Annotated in this window: 17 protein-coding genes; 1 reads left to right on the top strand and 16 read right to left on the bottom strand. The window is 54.8% G+C overall.

The window, feature by feature from the left end:
- Positions 1 to 196 precede the first annotated feature (196 nt).
- The 15 genes from hemB to lonB form a co-directional block, all read right to left on the bottom strand.
- The gene (gene hemB, locus ACI48J_RS06295) at positions 197 to 1,192 is read right to left on the bottom strand and encodes a porphobilinogen synthase (protein WP_326051063.1); all 996 of its coding nucleotides are present in this window, start codon (positions 1,190 to 1,192) and stop codon (positions 197 to 199) included.
- 95 nt (positions 1,193 to 1,287) lie between these two features.
- Positions 1,288 to 2,850: a uroporphyrinogen-III C-methyltransferase gene (gene cobA / locus ACI48J_RS06290; RefSeq protein ID WP_405082186.1), complete on the bottom strand. Its 1,563-nt coding sequence runs from the start codon at positions 2,848 to 2,850 to the stop codon at positions 1,288 to 1,290.
- A gap of 311 nt (positions 2,851 to 3,161) precedes the next feature.
- Complete coding sequence (gene hemC / locus ACI48J_RS06285) at positions 3,162 to 4,115, bottom strand: hydroxymethylbilane synthase (RefSeq protein WP_405082185.1); 954 nt, start codon at positions 4,113 to 4,115, stop codon at positions 3,162 to 3,164.
- An 81-nt stretch (positions 4,116 to 4,196) separates the two neighbouring features.
- Entirely contained in the window at positions 4,197 to 4,952 is a 756-nt protein-coding gene (locus ACI48J_RS06280) for a bifunctional precorrin-2 dehydrogenase/sirohydrochlorin ferrochelatase (RefSeq protein WP_405082184.1), read from the bottom strand.
- Positions 4,949 to 5,791 (bottom strand): cytochrome c biogenesis protein CcsA, encoded by an 843-nt coding sequence (locus tag ACI48J_RS06275; protein ID WP_326051069.1) that lies wholly within the window; start codon positions 5,789 to 5,791, stop codon positions 4,949 to 4,951. Before ACI48J_RS06275 ends, ACI48J_RS06280 begins: the two co-directional genes overlap by 4 nt.
- A gap of 36 nt (positions 5,792 to 5,827) precedes the next feature.
- The gene (gene hemA, locus ACI48J_RS06270; RefSeq protein WP_326051070.1) at positions 5,828 to 7,225 is read right to left on the bottom strand and encodes a glutamyl-tRNA reductase; all 1,398 of its coding nucleotides are present in this window, start codon (positions 7,223 to 7,225) and stop codon (positions 5,828 to 5,830) included.
- Positions 7,226 to 7,370: 145 nt separating this feature from the next.
- Positions 7,371 to 7,904: a hypothetical protein gene (locus ACI48J_RS06265; RefSeq protein ID WP_405082183.1), complete on the bottom strand. Its 534-nt coding sequence runs from the start codon at positions 7,902 to 7,904 to the stop codon at positions 7,371 to 7,373.
- A 141-nt stretch (positions 7,905 to 8,045) separates the two neighbouring features.
- On the bottom strand, positions 8,046 to 8,447 hold the full coding sequence (gene speD / locus ACI48J_RS06260; RefSeq protein WP_016423520.1) for an adenosylmethionine decarboxylase: 402 nt from the start codon (positions 8,445 to 8,447) through the stop codon (positions 8,046 to 8,048).
- A gap of 408 nt (positions 8,448 to 8,855) precedes the next feature.
- Complete coding sequence (locus ACI48J_RS06255; protein ID WP_009674206.1) at positions 8,856 to 9,443, bottom strand: hypothetical protein; 588 nt, start codon at positions 9,441 to 9,443, stop codon at positions 8,856 to 8,858.
- Between the two features lie 304 nt (positions 9,444 to 9,747).
- The gene (locus ACI48J_RS06250) at positions 9,748 to 10,416 is read right to left on the bottom strand and encodes an SdpI family protein (RefSeq protein WP_326051073.1); all 669 of its coding nucleotides are present in this window, start codon (positions 10,414 to 10,416) and stop codon (positions 9,748 to 9,750) included.
- The gene (locus tag ACI48J_RS06245; protein ID WP_405082182.1) at positions 10,409 to 10,690 is read right to left on the bottom strand and encodes an autorepressor SdpR family transcription factor; all 282 of its coding nucleotides are present in this window, start codon (positions 10,688 to 10,690) and stop codon (positions 10,409 to 10,411) included. Before ACI48J_RS06245 ends, ACI48J_RS06250 begins: the two co-directional genes overlap by 8 nt.
- A gap of 78 nt (positions 10,691 to 10,768) precedes the next feature.
- Entirely contained in the window at positions 10,769 to 11,461 is a 693-nt protein-coding gene (locus ACI48J_RS06240) for a hypothetical protein (RefSeq protein WP_405082181.1), read from the bottom strand.
- Positions 11,462 to 11,713: 252 nt separating this feature from the next.
- Entirely contained in the window at positions 11,714 to 12,352 is a 639-nt protein-coding gene (gene yihA, locus ACI48J_RS06235) for a ribosome biogenesis GTP-binding protein YihA/YsxC (RefSeq protein ID WP_405082180.1), read from the bottom strand.
- A gap of 67 nt (positions 12,353 to 12,419) precedes the next feature.
- On the bottom strand, positions 12,420 to 14,759 hold the full coding sequence (gene lon / locus ACI48J_RS06230; RefSeq protein ID WP_326051079.1) for an endopeptidase La: 2,340 nt from the start codon (positions 14,757 to 14,759) through the stop codon (positions 12,420 to 12,422).
- A 149-nt stretch (positions 14,760 to 14,908) separates the two neighbouring features.
- The gene (gene lonB, locus ACI48J_RS06225; protein WP_326051111.1) at positions 14,909 to 16,633 is read right to left on the bottom strand and encodes an ATP-dependent protease LonB; all 1,725 of its coding nucleotides are present in this window, start codon (positions 16,631 to 16,633) and stop codon (positions 14,909 to 14,911) included.
- Between the two features lie 165 nt (positions 16,634 to 16,798).
- On the opposite strand from lonB, the gene ACI48J_RS06220 reads away from it, so the two are divergent.
- Positions 16,799 to 17,722 (top strand): N-acetylmuramoyl-L-alanine amidase, encoded by a 924-nt coding sequence (locus ACI48J_RS06220; protein WP_405082179.1) that lies wholly within the window; start codon positions 16,799 to 16,801, stop codon positions 17,720 to 17,722.
- A gap of 188 nt (positions 17,723 to 17,910) precedes the next feature.
- On the opposite strand, the gene ispG is transcribed toward ACI48J_RS06220, so the two are convergent.
- Positions 17,911 to 19,059 carry a flavodoxin-dependent (E)-4-hydroxy-3-methylbut-2-enyl-diphosphate synthase gene (gene ispG, locus ACI48J_RS06215; RefSeq protein WP_009674222.1) on the bottom strand — a complete coding sequence of 383 codons (1,149 nt, stop codon included), beginning with the start codon at positions 19,057 to 19,059 and terminating at the stop codon, positions 17,911 to 17,913.
- Positions 19,060 to 19,142 lie beyond the last annotated feature (83 nt).

Below are 19,142 nucleotides of genomic sequence, written 5' to 3'. Positions count from 1 at the left end.
ACAAAGCCGCAGGGAGCGGGCTTTCCCCTCGTGCTCTTACCTTCTTTAAAGAGAAATGAAACCGCATTTCCCGGAGGTACCGTTTCGTACGTAAACGGTTGCTCCGGCCGTTTGCCGTTTTTTTTGCCCGGATAAAAAATGCTCCGCAGTTTCCCGGCCGGGCTCCTGCGGAGAAAGAAGGTACGGTGCACCTCGGTTAAATGTTTTTCAGCCAGCGCGCCGCATCCTTGGCATGGTAGGTCAAAATAATATCGGCTCCCGCGCGCTTAAAACCAAGCAGCGTTTCCAGCACGATTTCTTTTTCATTGATCCAGCCGTTCTGGGCCGCAGCCTTTACCATCGAATATTCCGCGCTTACGTTGTAAGCCACAAGCGGAAGATCGAAGTTCTGCTTGAGCAGCTGCAGAATGTCCATGTAGGCAAGCGCTGGCTTGACCATCAGGAAATCCGCGCCTTCCAGGACGTCGCTCTCGGCTTCGCGGAGAGCTTCGCGGGAGTTCGCCGAATCCATCTGGTAGGTTTTGCGGTCCCCGAACTGAGGCGCCGAATCCACCGCTTCACGGAACGGGCCGTAGTAAGCGGATGAATATTTGACCGAGTAAGCCATAATCGGCACATGTTCCAGACCTTCCGCATCCAGTCCCGCCCGGATGGCATGCACATAGCCGTCCATCATATTGGACGGAGCGATAATGTCCGCGCCCGCCTTCGCCTGGGAAACGGCTGTTTTAACGAGCAGCTCCAGCGATTCGTCGTTGGCGATATCCGTGCAGCCAGTCTCCGGGTTATGATGCACAACGCCGCAGTGACCGGTATCCGTAAACTGGCATAGGCAGGTATCCGCAATAATAAGCAGATTCGGATTGATCTTCTTGATCAGGCGCGATGCCTGCTGGACGATACCTTCCTCATGAAAAGCCGACGTTCCGACCGCGTCTTTCGTCTCGGGAACACCGAACAGAAGAATGCCCTGGATACCCAGCTCGGAAATCTCGCGGATTTCTTCTTCCAGACGGTCCAGGGAAAAATGGTAAACCCCCGGCATAGACGGAATTTCGGATTTGATATTATGACCGGCCTCCACGAAAACCGGCTGAATCAGATCGTTAACGGACAACGCGTTTTCACGGACGAGGTTGCGGATTGCAGCCGAACCGCGCAGACGGCGGTGGCGCACTAATGGGAAACTCATGATAACTTCCTCCTTTTAATCAATGCCGGCAGGGCAGCGGACCCCGAAACTTCGAGCCCGGCCGCTCCCGCCGCATAACGAAAAGTTTAGTAGATTCAAGAGCCGGCAGACTCTCCTGCTTTAACGGCCCGGCCTGCGGCAATGCTTTCCACGAGGGACGCGATGGTCGCTTCCGGCGGCATATAGGCGGCCGCCAGCTCGTAATGAGCCAGCGTCGCTTCCGTCTTCGGACCTATGCAGGCGATCTCCGTGTTTTTCAGCAGGGATACGGGGTCTTGGACCCCGAGCTTTTGAAGCGCTCCGATCAGATTCGTGACCGTCGAAGAACTCGTGAACGTCGTGATGTGAACTTGCCCTTCCTCCAGCAGCCGGACCACGTCTTCGCCGCCTTCGACTTCGGGGACGTTCTCGTAAACGTCCACTTCGTTAACTTCGAGACCGAGCGAACGCAAGCCCTGCGGAAGTGCGTTGCGGGCGATGTCCGCAGTGGGCAGCAGTGCGCGCTCTCCCGAGCGGACCGCTTTTGCCAGCTCCGCAAGCAGCTCGTCCGCATGGAATTCCCCGGGAAGCGTCTCGACGAGCAGCCCCCGGGATTCCAGAGCTTCCGCGGTCTTGGGGCCGACTGCCGCGATCCGCACGCCGGCCAGACCGCGTATATCAAGGCGCAGCTCCCGCATACGGCGGAAGAAGAACTCCACCCCGTTCGTGCTCGTAAACACGACCCAATTGTAATTCGCGAGTCCGCGGAGCGCTTCGTCCAGCAGGCGCTGCGCATCCGGGCTGCTCGGCGGCTGGAGCTTGATCACCGGAAATTCGACCGGCTCCCCTCCAAGCTCCTCGATCATCGCAACGAGTTCGCTGGCCTGGCTGCGCGCCCGCGTAACGAGCACGCGTTTGCCGAACAGCGGCTTCTTTTCGAACCAGGCCAGCTTCTCGCGCAGCTTCACCACTTCGCCGATGATAATGACGGCCGGAGACTGAAAACCCGCCTCCTTCGCCTTGACGCCGATGTCGGACAACGTGCCGGTCAGCGTCTGCTGCTCCGTCCATGTGCCCCAGCGGATCAGCGCGACCGGCAGATCGGCAGGCTTTCCGTTTCGGATCAGCTGCTCGCTGATCTGCTCCAGATTCGCTACGCCCATCAGGAACACGAGCGTGCCGATTCCTTTGGCCAGATGCTCCCAATCGAGCTTCGTATATGTCTTGTTCGGATATTCATGCCCGGTTACGATGGCGACCGAGGAAGTGAAATCCCGGTGTGTGACGGGGATGCCCGCATAAGCCGGAACCGCTATGGCGGAAGTGATACCGGGAATGATTTCGAACGGAACTTCATGATCGGCCAGAAGCTCGGCTTCTTCCCCGACACGGCCGAATACGCTCGGGTCGCCGCCTTTCAGACGGGTCACGACCTTGCCCTGGAGGGCCAGATCAACAAGCAGACGGTTAATGTCTTCCTGCTTCATCATATGTTTATCCGGGAGCTTTCCTACAAACACCAGCTCCGCATCCGGTTTGCGGTGTTTGAGCAGCCTGGGGCTCGCCAGCCTGTCGTAGACAATCACGTCGGCCCGCTCAATCGCCTGGAGTCCCCGAACCGTAATTAACTTCGGATCGCCGGGTCCTGCGCCGACTAAATAAACTTTCCCTCTCTCCACTCGCCCACTCCCTCTCAGCTGCTTCCATCCCTTGCGGGAAAGGCCACCTTTTCTTTCTCCCGTGGTCCTTCCGGCGCTTGTCAATCGGAAGCTTTTTCCCGCTATTGCTGTTCGTGCCTCTATCCCTAAGCTTTATTCCGCAAAAGCCGCCGTATTTCCCAGGCAGCCTCTATTTGTAGGAGCAAAACCGCGCCGACCAAGCCGCAGCAGCCGTCATAACCGCGGCGGCCGGGTGTTGATCACGCACGTACGGAGCTATACGGCCCGGCAGATATACACCCGCCGACGCCACTTGCTTGAGCGCCGTACGACTATTCGATCCGGCCGCTCTCGTACGCTTCGGCCAGAATGCGGTCCGCGCCGCGGGCGATAAGCTTCTCCGCGGCTTCTACGCCGAGGGCTTCCGGATCGCTGCCCCGCAGCGTCTCCTTCAGCAGCTCGGCGCCGTCCGGCGAGCCGACCATCGCCGTCAGCGACAGCTCCGTGCCGCCGCCGATACGCTCAACGGTCGCGTACGCGCCGAGAGGCACCTGGCAGCCTCCGTTGAGTCTGCCGAGGAAACTGCGCTCGGCTCTGACCGCGAGCGCCGTATCGTCGTCTTGAATCTTGCTCAGCAGATTCATGACGAATTCGTCGTCCGCCCGGCATTCGATGCACAGCGCGCCCTGCCCGACGGCAGGCACGCACACTTCGGGCGGAACGTAGGCGCTGATGCGATCCTGCCAGCCGATCCGGTGCATACCGGCAGCGGCCAGTACGATCGCATCGAAGCCTTCCGATTCGAGCTTGCGCAGCCTCGAATCGATGTTGCCGCGGACCGGCTGGATGCGCAGGTCCGGGCGGCTGTGCTGCAGCTGGCTGGAGCGCCGCAGCGAGCTCGTGCCGACAAGCGCGCCCTCGGGCAGCTCGTCCAGCGACTTCTCCCCTTTCGTGATGAGCACATCACGCGGGTCCTGGCGCTTAGGCACCGCGCCGACCATGAGCCCTTCGGGAAGCTCGAACGGCATGTCCTTCATGCTGTGTACGGCGATGTCGATTTCTTTGTCCATCATCGCCTGCTCGATTTCTTTGACGAACAGCCCTTTGCCTCCGACCTTGGACAGCGTTACGTCCAGAATCCGGTCCCCTTTGGTCACAATCTTGCGAAGTTCAAACTCGCATTCCATGCCGTATTGCCGGCTCAGTTCCTTTAATTCGTCGATAACCTGATTCGTTTGAGTGAGGGCCAGTGCGCTCTGACGGGTGCCCACGACGATCGTACGCATATGTAATTCCTCCGTTTCTTCTATTAAGCCGTGAAGATGCTGCCTTGATTCCATTGCCGGGCCCGTAAACGGGTGCCGGCTCTACTGCTGATCCGCTTCCATCCATATCGCGGCAAAAATTTCTTCCGAATCCTGCGCCGCCTGCAGCCTGCCCAGCAGAGAGGCTCTCCACGCTTCGTATGTACCGGCGGCGATACGGTCCAGAACACGCCAGTTCGGAAGCCGGCGGAGCAGCTCATGCCGCAGAGGCATATCGCCGACCCGGCTGCGTGCGAGCTCTCTCAGCTCCGCCAGAAAGTCGAGGTAGATCTCGTACTCCGGTCCGTACCTCTCCTGCAGCTCCCGCCCGATTTTAGCAGACAGCGCAGGACTTGCTCCGGACGTCGATACGGCCAGCGTAAGTCTGCCGCGCCTTACAACGGCCGGCGCGACCAGATTCCCGCTGTCGGGCTTGTCCGCCACGCTGACCAGTTTACCGGCCTTGTCGGCATCGGCCCGAACCCGCTCGTTGACCCGCGGATTATCTGTCGCCGCAAAAACAATAAGATATGGAGAGAGGTCCGGATATAAGGTGGCCTCCGTTCTCGGCCTGCCCTTATCCGAACCTTCTCTATCTTTTGTGTAAGAATGATCCGCTTCTCCGTAGCGCCCGCAGCGCCAGGTTATCCGGCCGGTTTCCGCCCACTTCTCGACGGCCGCCGCAGCCGCTGGGCTGATCACCGTAACGAGCGCGCCCGCTTCCAGCAGGGAAGCGATTTTTCTTTCGGCAACGGCTCCGCCGCCTACAACGAGGCAACGCTTGCCTTCGAGCCTCAGCATCGCCGGATATTCCTTCATCCTCCAACCCCCGTCTGCTGCCAGTTATGAAACCCGGAAAACACGTTGGAGAGGATAAAATTCAGCAGCACGATGACAAAAGCCGCCAAATTCCACTTCGCCAGCTTCGGACCCGACATGCTTAGCGAATGATGCTGGAACAGGTAGAACCCGTACGCGCAAAGCACCAGCAGCGAATTGATGACTTTCGAGTCGAACAGGACGTTGACGTTCTTTTCGATAAGCACCCACACGACTCCCAGAGCCAGCGCCAGCATAAGCAGCGGCGTTCCGATAACGACGCTCACATACGTGTAACGTTCGATTTTTTCCAGGGAAGGGAGCCTTTTCATCGTATTCGTCCAGCTCTTCTGCTTTAGCTTCCGGTGCAGGAACAAATACATGCCCGAGAAAATGGCCGAGACCGTATAGGCCGCGTAACTGCCGACAGCGAGAGATACGTGAATGAAGAGCAGCTCGTCGTTGACGTTCCAGGAATCAATCATGGGAGAGACATTGGAATCGCTGAAGAAATTTAAGGCCAATACGGCAAGCCCGAATAAATTGACGAAAAAGACCACAAGTTCAATCCGGAAAAACCGGCTCATAATGAGCGATACCGTAACGAGTACCCAGGAAAATAAAAAGAGTGTCTCAAACATGGAGAACACCCACCGTCCCAGGTGTTCATATAAATTGTAGCCCAGATAGGCCGTCTGCAAAACCCATACAAAAGAAAGCAGCCCCGTACCCATCCGTTTCGCACTCCGATTCGCGCGCGCAACATCAGAGAAGTAAAACAGCAGGCTCAGGGCATATAAATATATTATCGCATCGTACAGAAAGCTGCGAGTGAACACGGCATTTCTCCTTCCTCTATCTCGGAGAACCGGGAATCAGGAGCGTGCAAGCGCCGGCTGCATCGTAAAACCGCCGGTCAGCTCTTCTTTGGCATGCTTCTGGGCAGCCGTCTGGACCGCTTCCGCTTTGGCTTGTTCCAAGGCTTCGGCTTGTGCCTGCTCCGCCATAAGTTCCTCTAAAGCGAACATTTTAGTAAACATTTCAAGCGCCTCGTCGCCCTTCTTCTCCGCAGCCATTTCTTTAATAGCCAGAATCGGGTCTCTCAGCATCTGGTTGACAATGCTTTTGGTTAATTTCCGGATCACTTTCATCTCGCGCTCTTCCAGGTCCGGCAGCTTTTTGAACAAGCTTTCCATCGTTTCCTGATGCACCATATTCGCTTTGGCCTGGAGTGCGTGAATAACCGGGCTCACTCCGAGCGTCTTCGTCCACTGGTCGAAAGCCGCAATCTCGGCGCCGATCATGTCCTCGATTTTGACAGCTTCTTTCTTCCGTTCCTTGAGATGGCTGTCCACGATAGCCTCCAGATCGTCGATGTCGTACAGGAAAACGTCCGGAAGATCGCTGATGTCCGGATCAAGGTCGCGCGGAACCGCAATATCCATCATAAATAACGGACGGGATTTCCGCTTGGGCAGCACGGATTGGAGCTGCTTCTTCGTCAGCACGTAATCGCTCGATCCCGTGGACGAAATGACGATATCCGCTTCGGCCAGCCGCTCGTAAAGCTGCTCCATCGGATACGCGTGGCCGTTGAACTTGCCGGCCAGCTCCAAAGCCCGCTCATATGTGCGGTTGACGACGTCAACCCGTTCGGCGCCGCTCGCGTACAGGTGCTTCACCGTCAGCTCGCTCATCTTGCCCGCGCCTACGATCAGAATTTTCTTCCCCTCGTAGCTTCCGAAAATCCGCTTGCCCAGCTCAACGGCGGCATAGCTGACGGAAACCGGATTTTCTCCGATCGAAGTCTCCGAGTGAGCGCGCTTGGCCATCGTTACGGCCTGTTTAAACAGCGTATTAAATATCGTTCCCGTGGCTCCAAGGCGCTGGGCTTCCAAAAACGCGTCCTTCACTTGCCCCAAAATCTGCGTTTCGCCGATAATCATCGAGTCAAGACCGCTTGCAACACGGAACAAATGCTCAATGGCCCGGTCATGTTCATATATATACAGATGGTTATTGAATTCCGTCCGCGGAATCTCAAACCACTCTTCCATAAACTTGCGAATGTAGTGCCCGCAAATGTGTACACGATCGACCACGGCGTAGATTTCAGTACGGTTGCAAGTGGCCACGACAACACATTCCAGTATGCTTTTTGTCTGCCTCAGCTCCACGAGCGCTTGCGACAACTCTTCCTGCGTAAAAGTAAACTTCTCGCGGATCGCGACGGGAGCTGTCCGGTAATTTAATCCGACGACGACAATATGCATGGGGCACACCTACCTTTCTTTGCAGCTAACAATAATTATTATAACATAGCCGACCGTCGTAACCGACAAATATTTTGACTAAATTTTGAATGCTGCCGGAAGCCGCTATGCCTAGTGTGGTCTATGTTTCTTGTAGATATACCGATTATTGGAGCAGCTTTTTTTCAAGCAGTCCTTTTAATGCTTCGTCATTTTTCGACACGGCTTCGCTTTGCGAAGTAACGACACTCCCCGAGGAGGTCATCAGCTTCCCGTAAGCCTCGTAGAGCTGCGCGTAGAGCTTGGCGGATTCCTGCAGGACGCCTTGTTCATCGGCTTTCAGAGCGCGTTCTCCGCCGATCTGCAGCCTCAGTATGTACTGCATCAGTTGGGGCAAGCTGCCCAGCGTATGCAGCTTCTCGCTTCCCTCGGCGAGAACGAGTCTCTCGTGCGTATAACTGGCCGTGTACAAGGCCTGTTTAAGCGAGTCGAGTTCCCGTGTGTCGGCGGAACGTGCGGCGTCCTGCAGAAAACGGTTCAGCAGCTCAATCTGGAACAAAGAAACCTGGAACAACAGACGCTCCGCATCCGGCTTATCCGGGCCTTTCGTCACATAGCCATACAAGCTGGCAAGCGGCCAGGCAACCAGCCCGGCTGCCAGCACAAACAGGAAGATCTTCGATTTGATCCGGCTTCGCACGGCACCTCTCTCCTTCCGGGTCCCGGTTAAGAAGACCCGTACCATTGTATGAGAGGCCTGACAAACAAATAACCACGGAATGCGGACTCCGTGGTTACCTTACTTATATAAACGCTTATCTTGTATACTGAAACAACAAACTTACTTAGCCAATACGGCTTGCTTGATTTCCGGCGTTTCGACTTCAAACTCGCCCATTCCGCGAACCAGTTTCTTGGCATAGACCTTCTCCGGCTTAAGCAGCGAGATCATGTGGTCGATAGCCAATTGAGGATCTACCGTTTCACCGCAAGTATAGCAATCCAGCGCGGCAAAACCTCTCTCAGGATACGTATGAATGGAAAGATGACTCTCAGACAGCAGTACTAGTACTGTGGCACCTTGTGGCTCAAATTGCTTGGACTGAACAGACATGACCGTTGCTCCACACGCTTCAGCTGCGTCTACCATTTGGGCTTGCAGCCACTCTGCATTGTTCAAAAGTTCAAAATCTACTCCCCAAGTATCTACAGCAACGTGTCTTCCGAAAGTTGAATATTCCATCTTCCGGTTCCCCCTTCCTAGGAATAAAATTGTTCTCGCATTTCATCCGCTAGGACCTACGTCATTCACTTCCCGAGGGAATAATCTCTCGCAACATTCAATGTCCTGAGTGAATCCTGGTTCCTATATTGTTTTCAACGAAATTAAAAATAACATCTATTGAACAGAAATGCAATAGTTTTTTTCACATTCGCAAGATTCATTTTCGGAATGCTCTTCTTGCTATTCTGTCCGTAATACACTATGTAACGGTACGCCGCTTCGTGTCTGTCAAAGAGGTTCGGACGAATCCATTTTTTTCTCTTCACAAAAAAATAAAAAAAGAGCCTGTGGACAGGCTCTTCGCTTCTGTATATAGAGCTTAACTTGCACGTAAAATAATATGCCTACTGCCGGGTTTGAGCAAATCTACGCTTCGAGTACGAACAAACGGCGGGTCAGCATTTTCAGTCGGTCGTCGATATCACGCTTGAGCGAAGGGCAGGGAACTTCGTTACGCATATCCAGCAGATGGTTGATCTGATCCTGGATCATGCCGATTTCCCTTTCGATCTCCGTCCGGCGGAAAAGGTTCTCCAGCTGGCCGAGCGTATCGTGATACTCATAGACGACGTTCGTATGCTGTCCTTTGATCTCGACGATTTTGACGACTTTCCCGTTCTCGTAGGTATACATCATCACAAACGTAGCGTATATCCGCTTAACGATGGCTGAACCTTTGAATTCGGCTATCGCCTTGCGCATAAGATTAGTCAAACGCAGACTCGTTACACGGCAGGATCCCGAGCTAATATACTGCTTACCGACGCGTTCAAACGAAAGAACAATCTCTTCTCCCGCCTCTTCCTGAAAGACAAACTCCTGGTTTCCGTTCTCGATGACTTTGACCTGAGCCGTGATTTGCTGATCGGCAAACATTTGGACAAATTTGGACATTTCGGCTTCCGTTAATTGCAGGCGGGTTTTGACATATTCAGTCGCTAACCTCTGTGCCATGGAAATCCCTCAATTCTATTTTTTCAACGCCTTTGATCTTGCCTACTTCATATTATACTACATCAAGACTTAATATTCCTGCGCACGATGCATGAAAATCCGGCGAAAACCGGAAAAAACGCTCTCCTGCCTGAAAAAATTGGCTATCAGCACCGTAAAGTCTCCAATTGCCTTGAAAACTCATCGCTTTCCATGCACACTTCCCAAAATAGTCTTCCTTACGGCGTTTTACCCGTTCATGCTTCCGATTAAACAAAAAAAGCGCGGAATCCGCGCTTTTTACTTATTGACCTTTGGTGAAAATTTAATTTTTTCGCTGCCGGTATTTGATGAACGAATACAAGGTCGGAACGAGCACGCTCAGCAGAATAACGACAATTCCGAACCACGCGGGAACGACCGCCGGAAACAGCGATACTCCGATAAACACGATTCCCGCCAGCATCCAGACGGGACCCGCCATCCGGTGGGTCCGGCGCCATACTTCCTCGTCAGCCAGCGTCCAGGGAGTCCGGATTCCGAACGTATAGTTGGGGCGCGCGCGTCCCATATAGTTGCCGATCACCATCCAGAGAGCGCCGACGCCAAGCGGAACCCAGAAGTTGACGGGCACGTCGTACCCGAGATTGGTCAGCAGGGTGATGAAGAAAACACCGCTCAATAAAACCGTGATTAAAATTCGGAAAAGATCGTAAAACCCTTGGAATTTTTCGTAATTCGTACGTTTCGGATCAAGGGAAGGCGACCACTTCATCAGTAGAGGAAGACCCAAGTTAAGAGCGGATATCAGAATCAGGAACGAGCCTTTGCTCTGGTATCCGTTAGCCTCACCGCTCGTTCCGAAGTGGACCGCCATTTGCTCCGGCAATTGGCCGTAGACCCCTATGGCGTAAAGGATAGGCGCCGCGGCGATGATCAGCAGCAGGGTGTCTTTCCACGTCCATCTCGGCGTTTTACGAATCGCGTTAGTCATGTTGATTTCCTCCTTCGTCTTTATGCGTAAAATCCATCAGCCATCCGAGTGCATCTTGAATGACGGTCGTGTTCAGCGAATAGATGATGTTCTGCCCTTTGCGTTCGTCGAGCACCAGCTTAGCCTGCTTCATGACGCTCAGGTGATGGGAGATGCTCGGTTTGGACATTTGAAAATGGTCGGCGATTTCACCGGCGGATAAATCCCTTTCCTTCAACAGTTTCAGGATTTGTCTCCGCGTCGGGTCCGACAGGGCTTTAAAGGTATCATTCACCACCCTCACCTCCTCATGAAAAACTTGTTTGAATTCCGATTAAAAAAGGCAAATATCATTGTCGCGAAAGCCTGCGGGTTACAGGTAGAGCTGCCAACCGATCGCAAGTACCGTCGTTCCGACAAAAGCGGCGATGGCTTCGGCCTGAGCCAGCGATTTTTTGGCGGCTGCCAGCACGGCCAGGTTGAGCAGAGAATGAAGCGGAATCAGAATCACGGCCGACCAGGGATAACGGGCTATGCACAAGGCAGCGCCGATGTGGTAAGCGCTGGCGAAAACCCGTTCGATCAGCCCCCATGCCGGATGGGCCCCGTACGTTCCCTGCGCCTCCAGCATGGCTTTGGCCTGCATCGCTTTCTCATCCGTGCGCTTGGAAAGGGAGACTACCGCGAAAAGAGTTACAAGCGTGTACACAATTTCGATAGCGGCCCAGCCGATGCCTATCGAAGCCGCGGAGCCGATCGTCATACCGGCTGCAAGCAGCGTAAAAAGACGGACAAGTTCTTCCAGAGGTCCGGAAGACGAAACGAGCAGCAGCCGCCCTTTAGCGGCTGGCATCCGGGATGCAAGAAAGCTTACCGGCCCTCTCAGAACGAGAGCCGCAATCCAGCCTGCTGCGCCCAGCAGGACAAGTTTTAGAGTTACGCCCACTACGTGGTAGTCGAAAAACGCCCAGAAGGCAAGCGGTATCAGGAGATAAAGCGGGGACATGAGCTGGGACAAGCGGATATGATGATCCTGAAGTTGTTTGGTATCGGCAGGCTGGTTCACGTTCGGCTGCACATCCTTTATCGTTCTTAATTAGATATTTAGATAAATGTCTAAATAAAGAATACAAGGTTTTCTCCATTCCGTCAAGAGACCCTCCGCCCTTCTTGTTGCGACCGCACCGAGTCTACCGGCGTGTGATGCTTAGCGTTCCAGTACGCTGGTCAGCCTCCACCCGGCAGACAGCAAAAAACCGTCTCCGTGAAGAGACGGTTCGTGCCCTATACCCCGCAAGCTAACGATAGGCGGCGGATATTATTCGGAAGGAGCCGATTCCGGTAAAGCTTCGGTATCCGGCTGCGGCTGTCCCCAACCGATCGCGGACTCCAGAATCTCCCACAGCTCGTCCTTCCCCATTCCCGTTTCCGACGAGAAAATAATGAAGGGACCCGAACGGTCAAACTCCAGGTCGTCCTTGATGATCTTGGCGTGCTTCTGCCATTTGCCTTTGGGCACCTTGTCCGCTTTGGTCGCAACGACAATTACCGGCACATCCATATGCTTCAGCCAGGTATACATGGCCTGATCGTCCTTGGACGGCGGGTGACGTAAGTCGACCAGCTGCATAACCGCTTTCAGCGGTTCCCGCTTCAGCAAGTAATTTTCGATAAACTTGCCCCATTCGGCACGTTTCGTTTTGGAAACTTTGGCATAGCCGTAACCGGGAAGATCGACGAAATATAAGTCGTCATTAATGCGGTAATAATTGAGGGTTTGGGTTTTGCCCGGCTGGGAACTTGTCCTGGCCAGATTTTTACGGGAAATCATACGGTTGATGAGCGAAGACTTACCCACGTTGGAACGCCCTGCCAAAGCAATCTCCGGCAAGGCATCCTCAGGGTATTGTCCCGGTCCCACCGCACTGATAATAAATTCAGCCTGGTTGACCTTCATGTTTCACACTCTTTTCATCGATATGCGCCCGGTCTCCGCTTGGAAGACAGGAAGATCTCCGACCGGCTTAAGCCTTCAGATCCACTTCCTTGACGAGCGCGTGTTCCAGTACCTGGTCCATATGAGCGACCGGAATAAACGTAAGATCGTTACGGACGCTTTCGGGAATATCCCGGATGTCTTTCTCGTTATCCTTCGGCAGGAGGATGGTGCGGATTCCCGCACGATGTGCGGCCAGCGCCTTCTCCTTCAGTCCTCCGATAGGAAGGACGCGGCCGCGAAGCGTAATCTCGCCGGTCATGGCCACCTCGCTGGACACGGGGATGTTCGTCAGCGCGGAGATCAGCGCCGTTCCCATCGTAATCCCTGCCGACGGTCCGTCTTTGGGGATCGCGCCTTCCGGAATATGAATATGAATGTCATTCTTTTCATGGAAATCCGGCGCGATCTTGAGCTGCTCCGCTCTCGAGCGCGTGTAGCTGAATGCCGCCTGGGCGGATTCCTTCATCACGTCGCCGAGCTTGCCCGTCAGCGTCAGTTTGCCGCTGCCCGGCATGACCGTGACTTCGATGACCAGCGTATCGCCGCCCACTTCCGTCCAGGCCAGACCCGTGACCGCACCGATCTGATCCTGCTCCTCCGCCATATTATAGCGGAATTTAGGCGGACCGAGGTCTTCCTTGACGGTGTCCACCGTAACCTCGACCGTGCGGCCGGGATCGGAGACGATCTTCTTGGCGGTCTTGCGGCAGATCGCGGCAAGCTGCTGTTCCAGGTTGCGGACGCCCGCTTCACGGGTATATTCGCGGATCACCTGAAGAAGAGCATCGCGGTTCATCACCATCTGGCCGTCTTCGAGCCCGTGATCGCGCTTCTGCTTCGGAAGCAGGTAGCTGTCCGCGATTTCAAGCTTCTCGATTTCCGTGTAGCCCGGAAGATACAGGACTTCCATCCGGTCGAGCAGAGGCCGCGGAATGTTGTGCAGCGCGTTGGCCGTCGTAATGAACATCACGTTAGAGAGATCGAACGGCACTTCGATGAAGTGGTCGCTGAACGTGTTGTTCTGTTCCGGGTCCAGCACTTCAAGAAGCGCGGCAGCCGGGTCTCCGCGGAAATCCATCGCCATTTTATCGATTTCATCGAGCAGGAACACCGGATTCACGGTGCCCGCCGTCTTCATGGCCTGAATAATCCGGCCCGGCATGGCTCCGACATACGTGCGGCGGTGGCCGCGGATTTCGGCCTCGTCCCGTACGCCGCCGAGCGAGATACGGACGAACTCGCGGTTCATCGATTTCGCGATGGAGCGGGCGATGGACGTTTTACCTACTCCCGGAGGACCCGAGAGACAGAGGATAGGCCCTTTCAGCTTCTTGACCAGCTTCTGGACGGCCAAATATTCCAGCACGCGTTCTTTCGGTTTTTCAAGTCCGTAATGATCGGCGTTCAAAATTTCTTCCGCTTTATGGATATCCAGATCGTCTTCCGTCTTCTTCGTCCACGGGAGAGCAAGCAGCCAATCGATATAGTTGCGGATAACGCTTCCTTCCGCTGATGTGGAAGGCATCTTCTCGAGACGGTCGATTTCCTTCTCGATTTTTTCCTGAACGTTCTCAGGCACTTCCGAGGCGGCAAGCTGGCTGCGGAGTTCTTCGATCTCTCCGGCCCGGCCCTCTTTATCGCCGAGTTCCTTCTGAATCGCCTTCATCTGTTCCCGCAGATAGTATTCCTTCTGTGTCTTCTCCATCTGCTTCTTCACGCGCTGGCTGATTTTACGTTCCAGTTCAAGCACTTCGCGCTCGTTGTTCAAAATACTAAGCAGCTTCTCCAGACGGCTTCGCACGTCCACCGTTTCGAGAATGTCCTGCTTGTCTTTGATTTTAAGGGAAAGATGGCTGCAGATGACATCGGCAAGTCGCCCCGGCTCATCAATATCGGATACCGCAGCCAATGTTTCCGGCGTTACTTTTTTGGACAGCGTAATATAATGCTCGAACTGATTGAGCACCGTACGCATCAGTGCGTCGATTTCGGCGTCGTTCACTTCTTCTTCGGGAAGCTCTTTCGCGTTGACTTCGTAAAACTCGTCGTTGGCGATGTACTCGGCAATTTCCGCCCTTACGACTCCTTCTACCAGTACGCGAATCGTTCCGTTCGGAAGCTTGAGCATTTGACGCACTTTCGAAATGGTTCCCACCCGGTAAATATCTTCCTTGGCGGGTTCTTCTATATTCACTTCGGCCTGGGAACAGAGCAGGATCATGCTGTCTTCGATCATTGCTTTTTCCAAGGCTTTGACCGACTTCTCCCGGCCTACGTCCAGATGCAGTACCATGCTCGGATATACGAGCAGTCCCCTGAGAGGCAATAACGGCAGGCGGCGTATCCGCGTTTTATTAGGCCCCATGTTCCGACACCTCCACTTTTTTACTGGTGGGCTAATGCTGTAGATAACATTTTAACAAAATTGTCTGCAAAACACCAATTGGGCACAAAACGGCCCCCGGAAAGGAATTTCTCCCTGCCGAAAGCCGCTTCTGCCCGGAGACGGAAATGTTACGATTTGGCGGATTCCGATCCATCGGTCGGCCCCGCATGCAGGAACGGCATCGTGCCGGGCATCATCTGCTCTCCCGCCGCGGGCATCGGAATGACATTGCTGGCGATCTGGAGGCCGAGGGCAAGCGAAAGCACTTCTTCGACCGATTCTACCGCGACGACTTCGACACCGGGCAGATCCGCGAAAAGCTCCTGCCAGTTTTCCTTCGGAATAAGCACGCGCGTCGCACCCGCCTGGAAGGCGGCCTCCACCTTGGCGACAACGCCGCCGACCGGCTTCACTTTCCCGTGTATGCTCATCTCGCCGGTCATGGCGAGCTTGTTGTCCACGGGTATCTGGTGAAGGGCCGATGCGATTGCCGTTGCCATGGCGATTCCCGCGGACGGTCCGTCAATCGGCGTACCGCCGGGGAAATTAATGTGCAGATCGTAGTCCGAAGTGCGCAGCCCCATGCGCTTCAGAACGGTCAGCACATTCTCCACGGACCCGCGGGCCATGCTTTTGCGGCGCAGCGTGCGGGAACCGCCGCCCATCTCTTCCTCGTCGACGACTCCGGTGATGTTGAACGAACCGCTTCCCGGACGGGCGGCGGGGATTGCGATAACTTCCAGCTCCAATAGCGTGCCCAAATTCGGACCGTATACCGCAAGCCCGTTTACAAAGCCGACCTGCGGCTCCGAAGGGATTTTGCGTTCCGGTCGGGGCTGGATCTGGGAGCTGTTGACGACCCACTCGATATCGGCCGCGGTCACTTCTTCGCGCTTATCCGTCAGAGCGAGTCCGGCCGCCAGTTGGATCACATTGACCGCCTCACGGCCGTTGGTGGCGTAGCGTTTGACGACATCGATGGCGGATTCGTTCGCCGGGAACCCGATTTTGGCCAGCGCATTGGCCGCAATCTCGCCGATTTCCTCCGGTAAGAGCGGACGGAAAAAGATTTCCATACAGCGGGAACGGATGGCCGGAGGAATTTCATTCGGCGTGCGTGTCGTCGCGCCGACGAGACGAAAGTCCGCAGGCAGCCCGTTCTGAAAAATATCATGGATAAAGTTCGGAATGTTGTTGTCTTCCGAATTGTAATAGGCGCTTTCCAGAAACACTTTTCGGTCTTCCAGCACCTTGAGCAATTTATTCATCTGAATCGGATGCAGTTCCCCGATTTCGTCAATGAACAGAATGCCGCCGTGAGCTTTCGTAACGGCACCCGGCTTCGGCTGCGGAATTCCGGCAACACCCATTGCACCGGCGCCCTGGTAAATCGGGTCGTGAACGGAGCCGATCAGCGGATCGGCAATGCCCCGCTCGTCGAAACGGGCCGTGGTCGCGTCGATTTCAGTGAATTTCGCTTCATTGCGAAAAGGCGATTGCGGATTTTTCTTCGCCTCTTCCAGGACGACCCTAGCCGCGGCCGTCTTCCCTACACCCGGAGGGCCGTATATGAGCACGTGCTGGGGATTGGGACCGCACAGAGCGGCTTTTAACGCCTTAAGCCCTTCCTTCTGCCCGACGATATCCTGCATACTGGAAGGCCGGGTTTTTTCCGCCAGAGGCTTGGTCAGCGAAACGGATCGGAGCTTTCTCAGCTTCTCCAGCTCTTTCTTAGATTCTCTATCGATGGCAGACCGGTTGGTCTGCTGGTTGCGCAGCAAATTCCAGAAGTACATCCCGATGACAACTGCAAAAAACACCTGAATCAACATTAAAATCATACTAAAGCTCATATCCATTTTTTCTTCAGTCCTTTCCGGTCCGATCTCATACATGGCAGTATTCCCCTCCTGTGAAGGAATAATCATGCCGTCCAAATGTTTTCTCGGCTAATAATGAATGAGAGGACGGCCGTCGTAGAAAACTACGGTTAACCTTCTCCGGAAAGGATGGACCGGATGTTTACCAAACGCTTACTAACGTGCACCTGTCTGGCCGCTTGCATGACCGGCCTATCTTTGTTTGCCATGGCCTGCGGAACGCAAAACCGGCTTGCCGAAACCAAACCTCATACCAGCGGTACCGCCTTAGAGGCTTCCAAACTTGCCGCCGACGCCAAAAAATCGCTTACTACGGGAAAAGCTCATGCGGAATCGCTGCCCGATATAATGGAACCGGCGACGACACCCGACTCAACACTCAACGCGCAGCCTCCCAAATCCGCTTCCAGGACCAACAGCCATATCAATCCGCCCGATGTGCTGATTGACGTCGGACACGGAGGCATTGACGGCGGGGCCTCCCACGGAGATCTGCTCGAAAAGGACATCAACCTGGCCGTAGCCAAGCAGACTTATCAACTGCTGACGAAAGCGGGCTATCAGGTCGTTTTGAACAGAGACAAGGACTACGCTCTAAGCGACGATAACAAATGGCTTAATAACCGCAGCCGGCATATCCGGGACCTTGCCCAGCGGATGCAGATGGCCAACGACCTTAAACCGAAACTGCTCATTTCGCTTCATGTGAATTCCTCGTTCAGCCGCTCCAAAAAAGGACCCTATGTGCTGCATCAAAACAGCGCCGGTTCCCTTTTTCTTGCCACTCAGATCCAAGAACGGTTGAACGCCATTTCAGGAACCCGGCACCTCCCCATCCTGGGTAAAACGTATTACCTTCTGAAAAGAGCCCAGAGCCCGGCGGTCATCGTAGAGATCGGGTTTATCACAAATGCGGACGACCGGGCGCGGATGACGAGCGCCGAAGGCCAGCAAAAAATCGCAGCGGCGATCCGGGATGCCGTTGCCGCTTATATCGCCCATGGGGATTTAGGCCCCGGGCCCGGCGGCAGCCAGAACAAGGATTCCGCACCGGCAAAATGACGGACAGCCTCCTTCGCTTTCAGGAGAAGTCGATTTTTTTGCGAAGGACAAAAGTCCCCCGGCAGCTTGCAGGATTAAGCTCCAACAAAAAAAGTCACGATCCGTTAGGGGATCGTGACTTTTGATTTTTTAAAGCGGAGTACGCCGGTTGGCTGAACCCGCCCTTAGCCGGGTGAATCCTTTATGCATCAGGAATGCTGAGCTTGAGCCTGCTTTTGAGCGAGCTCGATACGTTCTTGATGCTGGCGGCGTCCCGGAATTTCACCCGTACGGTTGAATTCGTGGACGATGATGTCGATTTCCTTCTTCAGCTCGTTCAGAAGCTCGGCTTCCGGTACCTTGCGGACCATCTCCCCGTAGCGGAAAAGCAAGCCCTCGCCTCTCGCTCCGGCGATTCCGATATCGGCTTCGCGTGCTTCACCCGGTCCGTTCACGGCGCAGCCGAGTACGGAAACTTTGATCGGCACCTTGAGGTTGGCGATGTAGGCCTCGACTTCGTTCGCAATGGAAAAGAGGTCGATGTCCAGGCGCCCGCAGGTCGGACACGAAATAAGCGTCGCCGCATTGGTAATGAGGCCGAACGTTTTAAGCAGCTCGCGGGCGACTTTCACTTCCTCGACCGGATCCGCGCTGAGCGAGATCCGCATCGTGGAGCCGATGCCCATGCTAAGCAGCGCACCGAGCCCCGCAGCGCTCTTCACCGTGCCGGAGAACAGTGTTCCGGCTTCGGTAATGCCGAGGTGAAGCGGGTAATTAAATGCCTGCGCAGCCTGGGTGTACGCGGCGATAGCCATCGGCACATCGGACGCCTTCAGGGACACGATAATATCGTGGAAATCGAGCTCTTCCAAAATGCCGATGTGGAACAAGGCGCTTTCCACCATTGCTTCAGGCGTCGGATATCCGTACTTCTCCAAAAGGTGGTTTTCCAAAGAACCCGCGTTTACGCCGATCCGGATCGGAATTCCCCGCTCTTTACAAGCCTTCACAACGGCTTCGACTTTCGAACGGCGGCCGATATTGCCCGGGTTGATCCGGACTTTGTCGATGCCGTTCTCAATGGCCGCCAATGCGAGACGATGATCGAAATGGATATCGGATACAAGCGGAATGTTAATCTGCTTCTTGATTTCCTTGACGGCGTCCGCCGCTTCCATATTGTTCACGGTCACACGAACGAGCTGGCAGCCGGCTTCTTCCAGCCGGTGGATTTCGGCTACGGTCGCTTTGACGTCCGCCGTTTTCGTCGTACACATACTTTGAATGATAACCTCGTCGCTGCCGCCGATCGTTAAATCTCCGACACGAACCGGTCTCGTATCTTTTCTGTGAAACATACGTGTCTTCTCTCCCATGAACCAAACATCCTCCGCGCCGCACCGGCAAAGCCGCGCCGGCCTCAAATGATGAAGCGGGCAGC

The organism is Paenibacillus chitinolyticus (assembly GCF_045038035.1).
Classification (GTDB): Bacteria; Bacillota; Bacilli; order Paenibacillales; family NBRC-103111; genus Paenibacillus_F; species Paenibacillus_F chitinolyticus_A.
Note: the sequence above shows the minus strand (reverse complement) of the source record. Positions and strands in the feature narration are given on the sequence as shown.

Excerpts from the sequence above, each read along its gene's own strand:
- ispG (WP_009674222.1), bottom strand. The coding sequence starts at position 19,059 with ATGTTTCACAGAAAAGATACGAGACCGGTTCGTGTCGGAGATTTAACG.
- lonB (WP_326051111.1), bottom strand. The coding sequence starts at position 16,633 with ATGAGCTTTAGTATGATTTTAATGTTGATTCAGGTGTTTTTTGCAGTT.
- hemA (WP_326051070.1), bottom strand. The coding sequence starts at position 7,225 with ATGCATATTGTCGTCGTCGGATTAAATTACCGGACAGCTCCCGTCGCG.
- speD (WP_016423520.1), bottom strand. The coding sequence starts at position 8,447 with ATGGAATATTCAACTTTCGGAAGACACGTTGCTGTAGATACTTGGGGA.
- ACI48J_RS06280 (WP_405082184.1), bottom strand. The coding sequence starts at position 4,952 with ATGAAGGAATATCCGGCGATGCTGAGGCTCGAAGGCAAGCGTTGCCTC.
- yihA (WP_405082180.1), bottom strand. The coding sequence starts at position 12,352 with ATGAAGGTCAACCAGGCTGAATTTATTATCAGTGCGGTGGGACCGGGA.
- ACI48J_RS06220 (WP_405082179.1), top strand. The coding sequence starts at position 16,799 with ATGTTTACCAAACGCTTACTAACGTGCACCTGTCTGGCCGCTTGCATG.
- lon (WP_326051079.1), bottom strand. The coding sequence starts at position 14,759 with ATGGGGCCTAATAAAACGCGGATACGCCGCCTGCCGTTATTGCCTCTC.
- hemB (WP_326051063.1), bottom strand. The coding sequence starts at position 1,192 with ATGAGTTTCCCATTAGTGCGCCACCGCCGTCTGCGCGGTTCGGCTGCA.
- ACI48J_RS06250 (WP_326051073.1), bottom strand. The coding sequence starts at position 10,416 with ATGACTAACGCGATTCGTAAAACGCCGAGATGGACGTGGAAAGACACC.
- hemC (WP_405082185.1), bottom strand. The coding sequence starts at position 4,115 with ATGCGTACGATCGTCGTGGGCACCCGTCAGAGCGCACTGGCCCTCACT.
- ACI48J_RS06255 (WP_009674206.1), bottom strand. The coding sequence starts at position 9,443 with ATGGCACAGAGGTTAGCGACTGAATATGTCAAAACCCGCCTGCAATTA.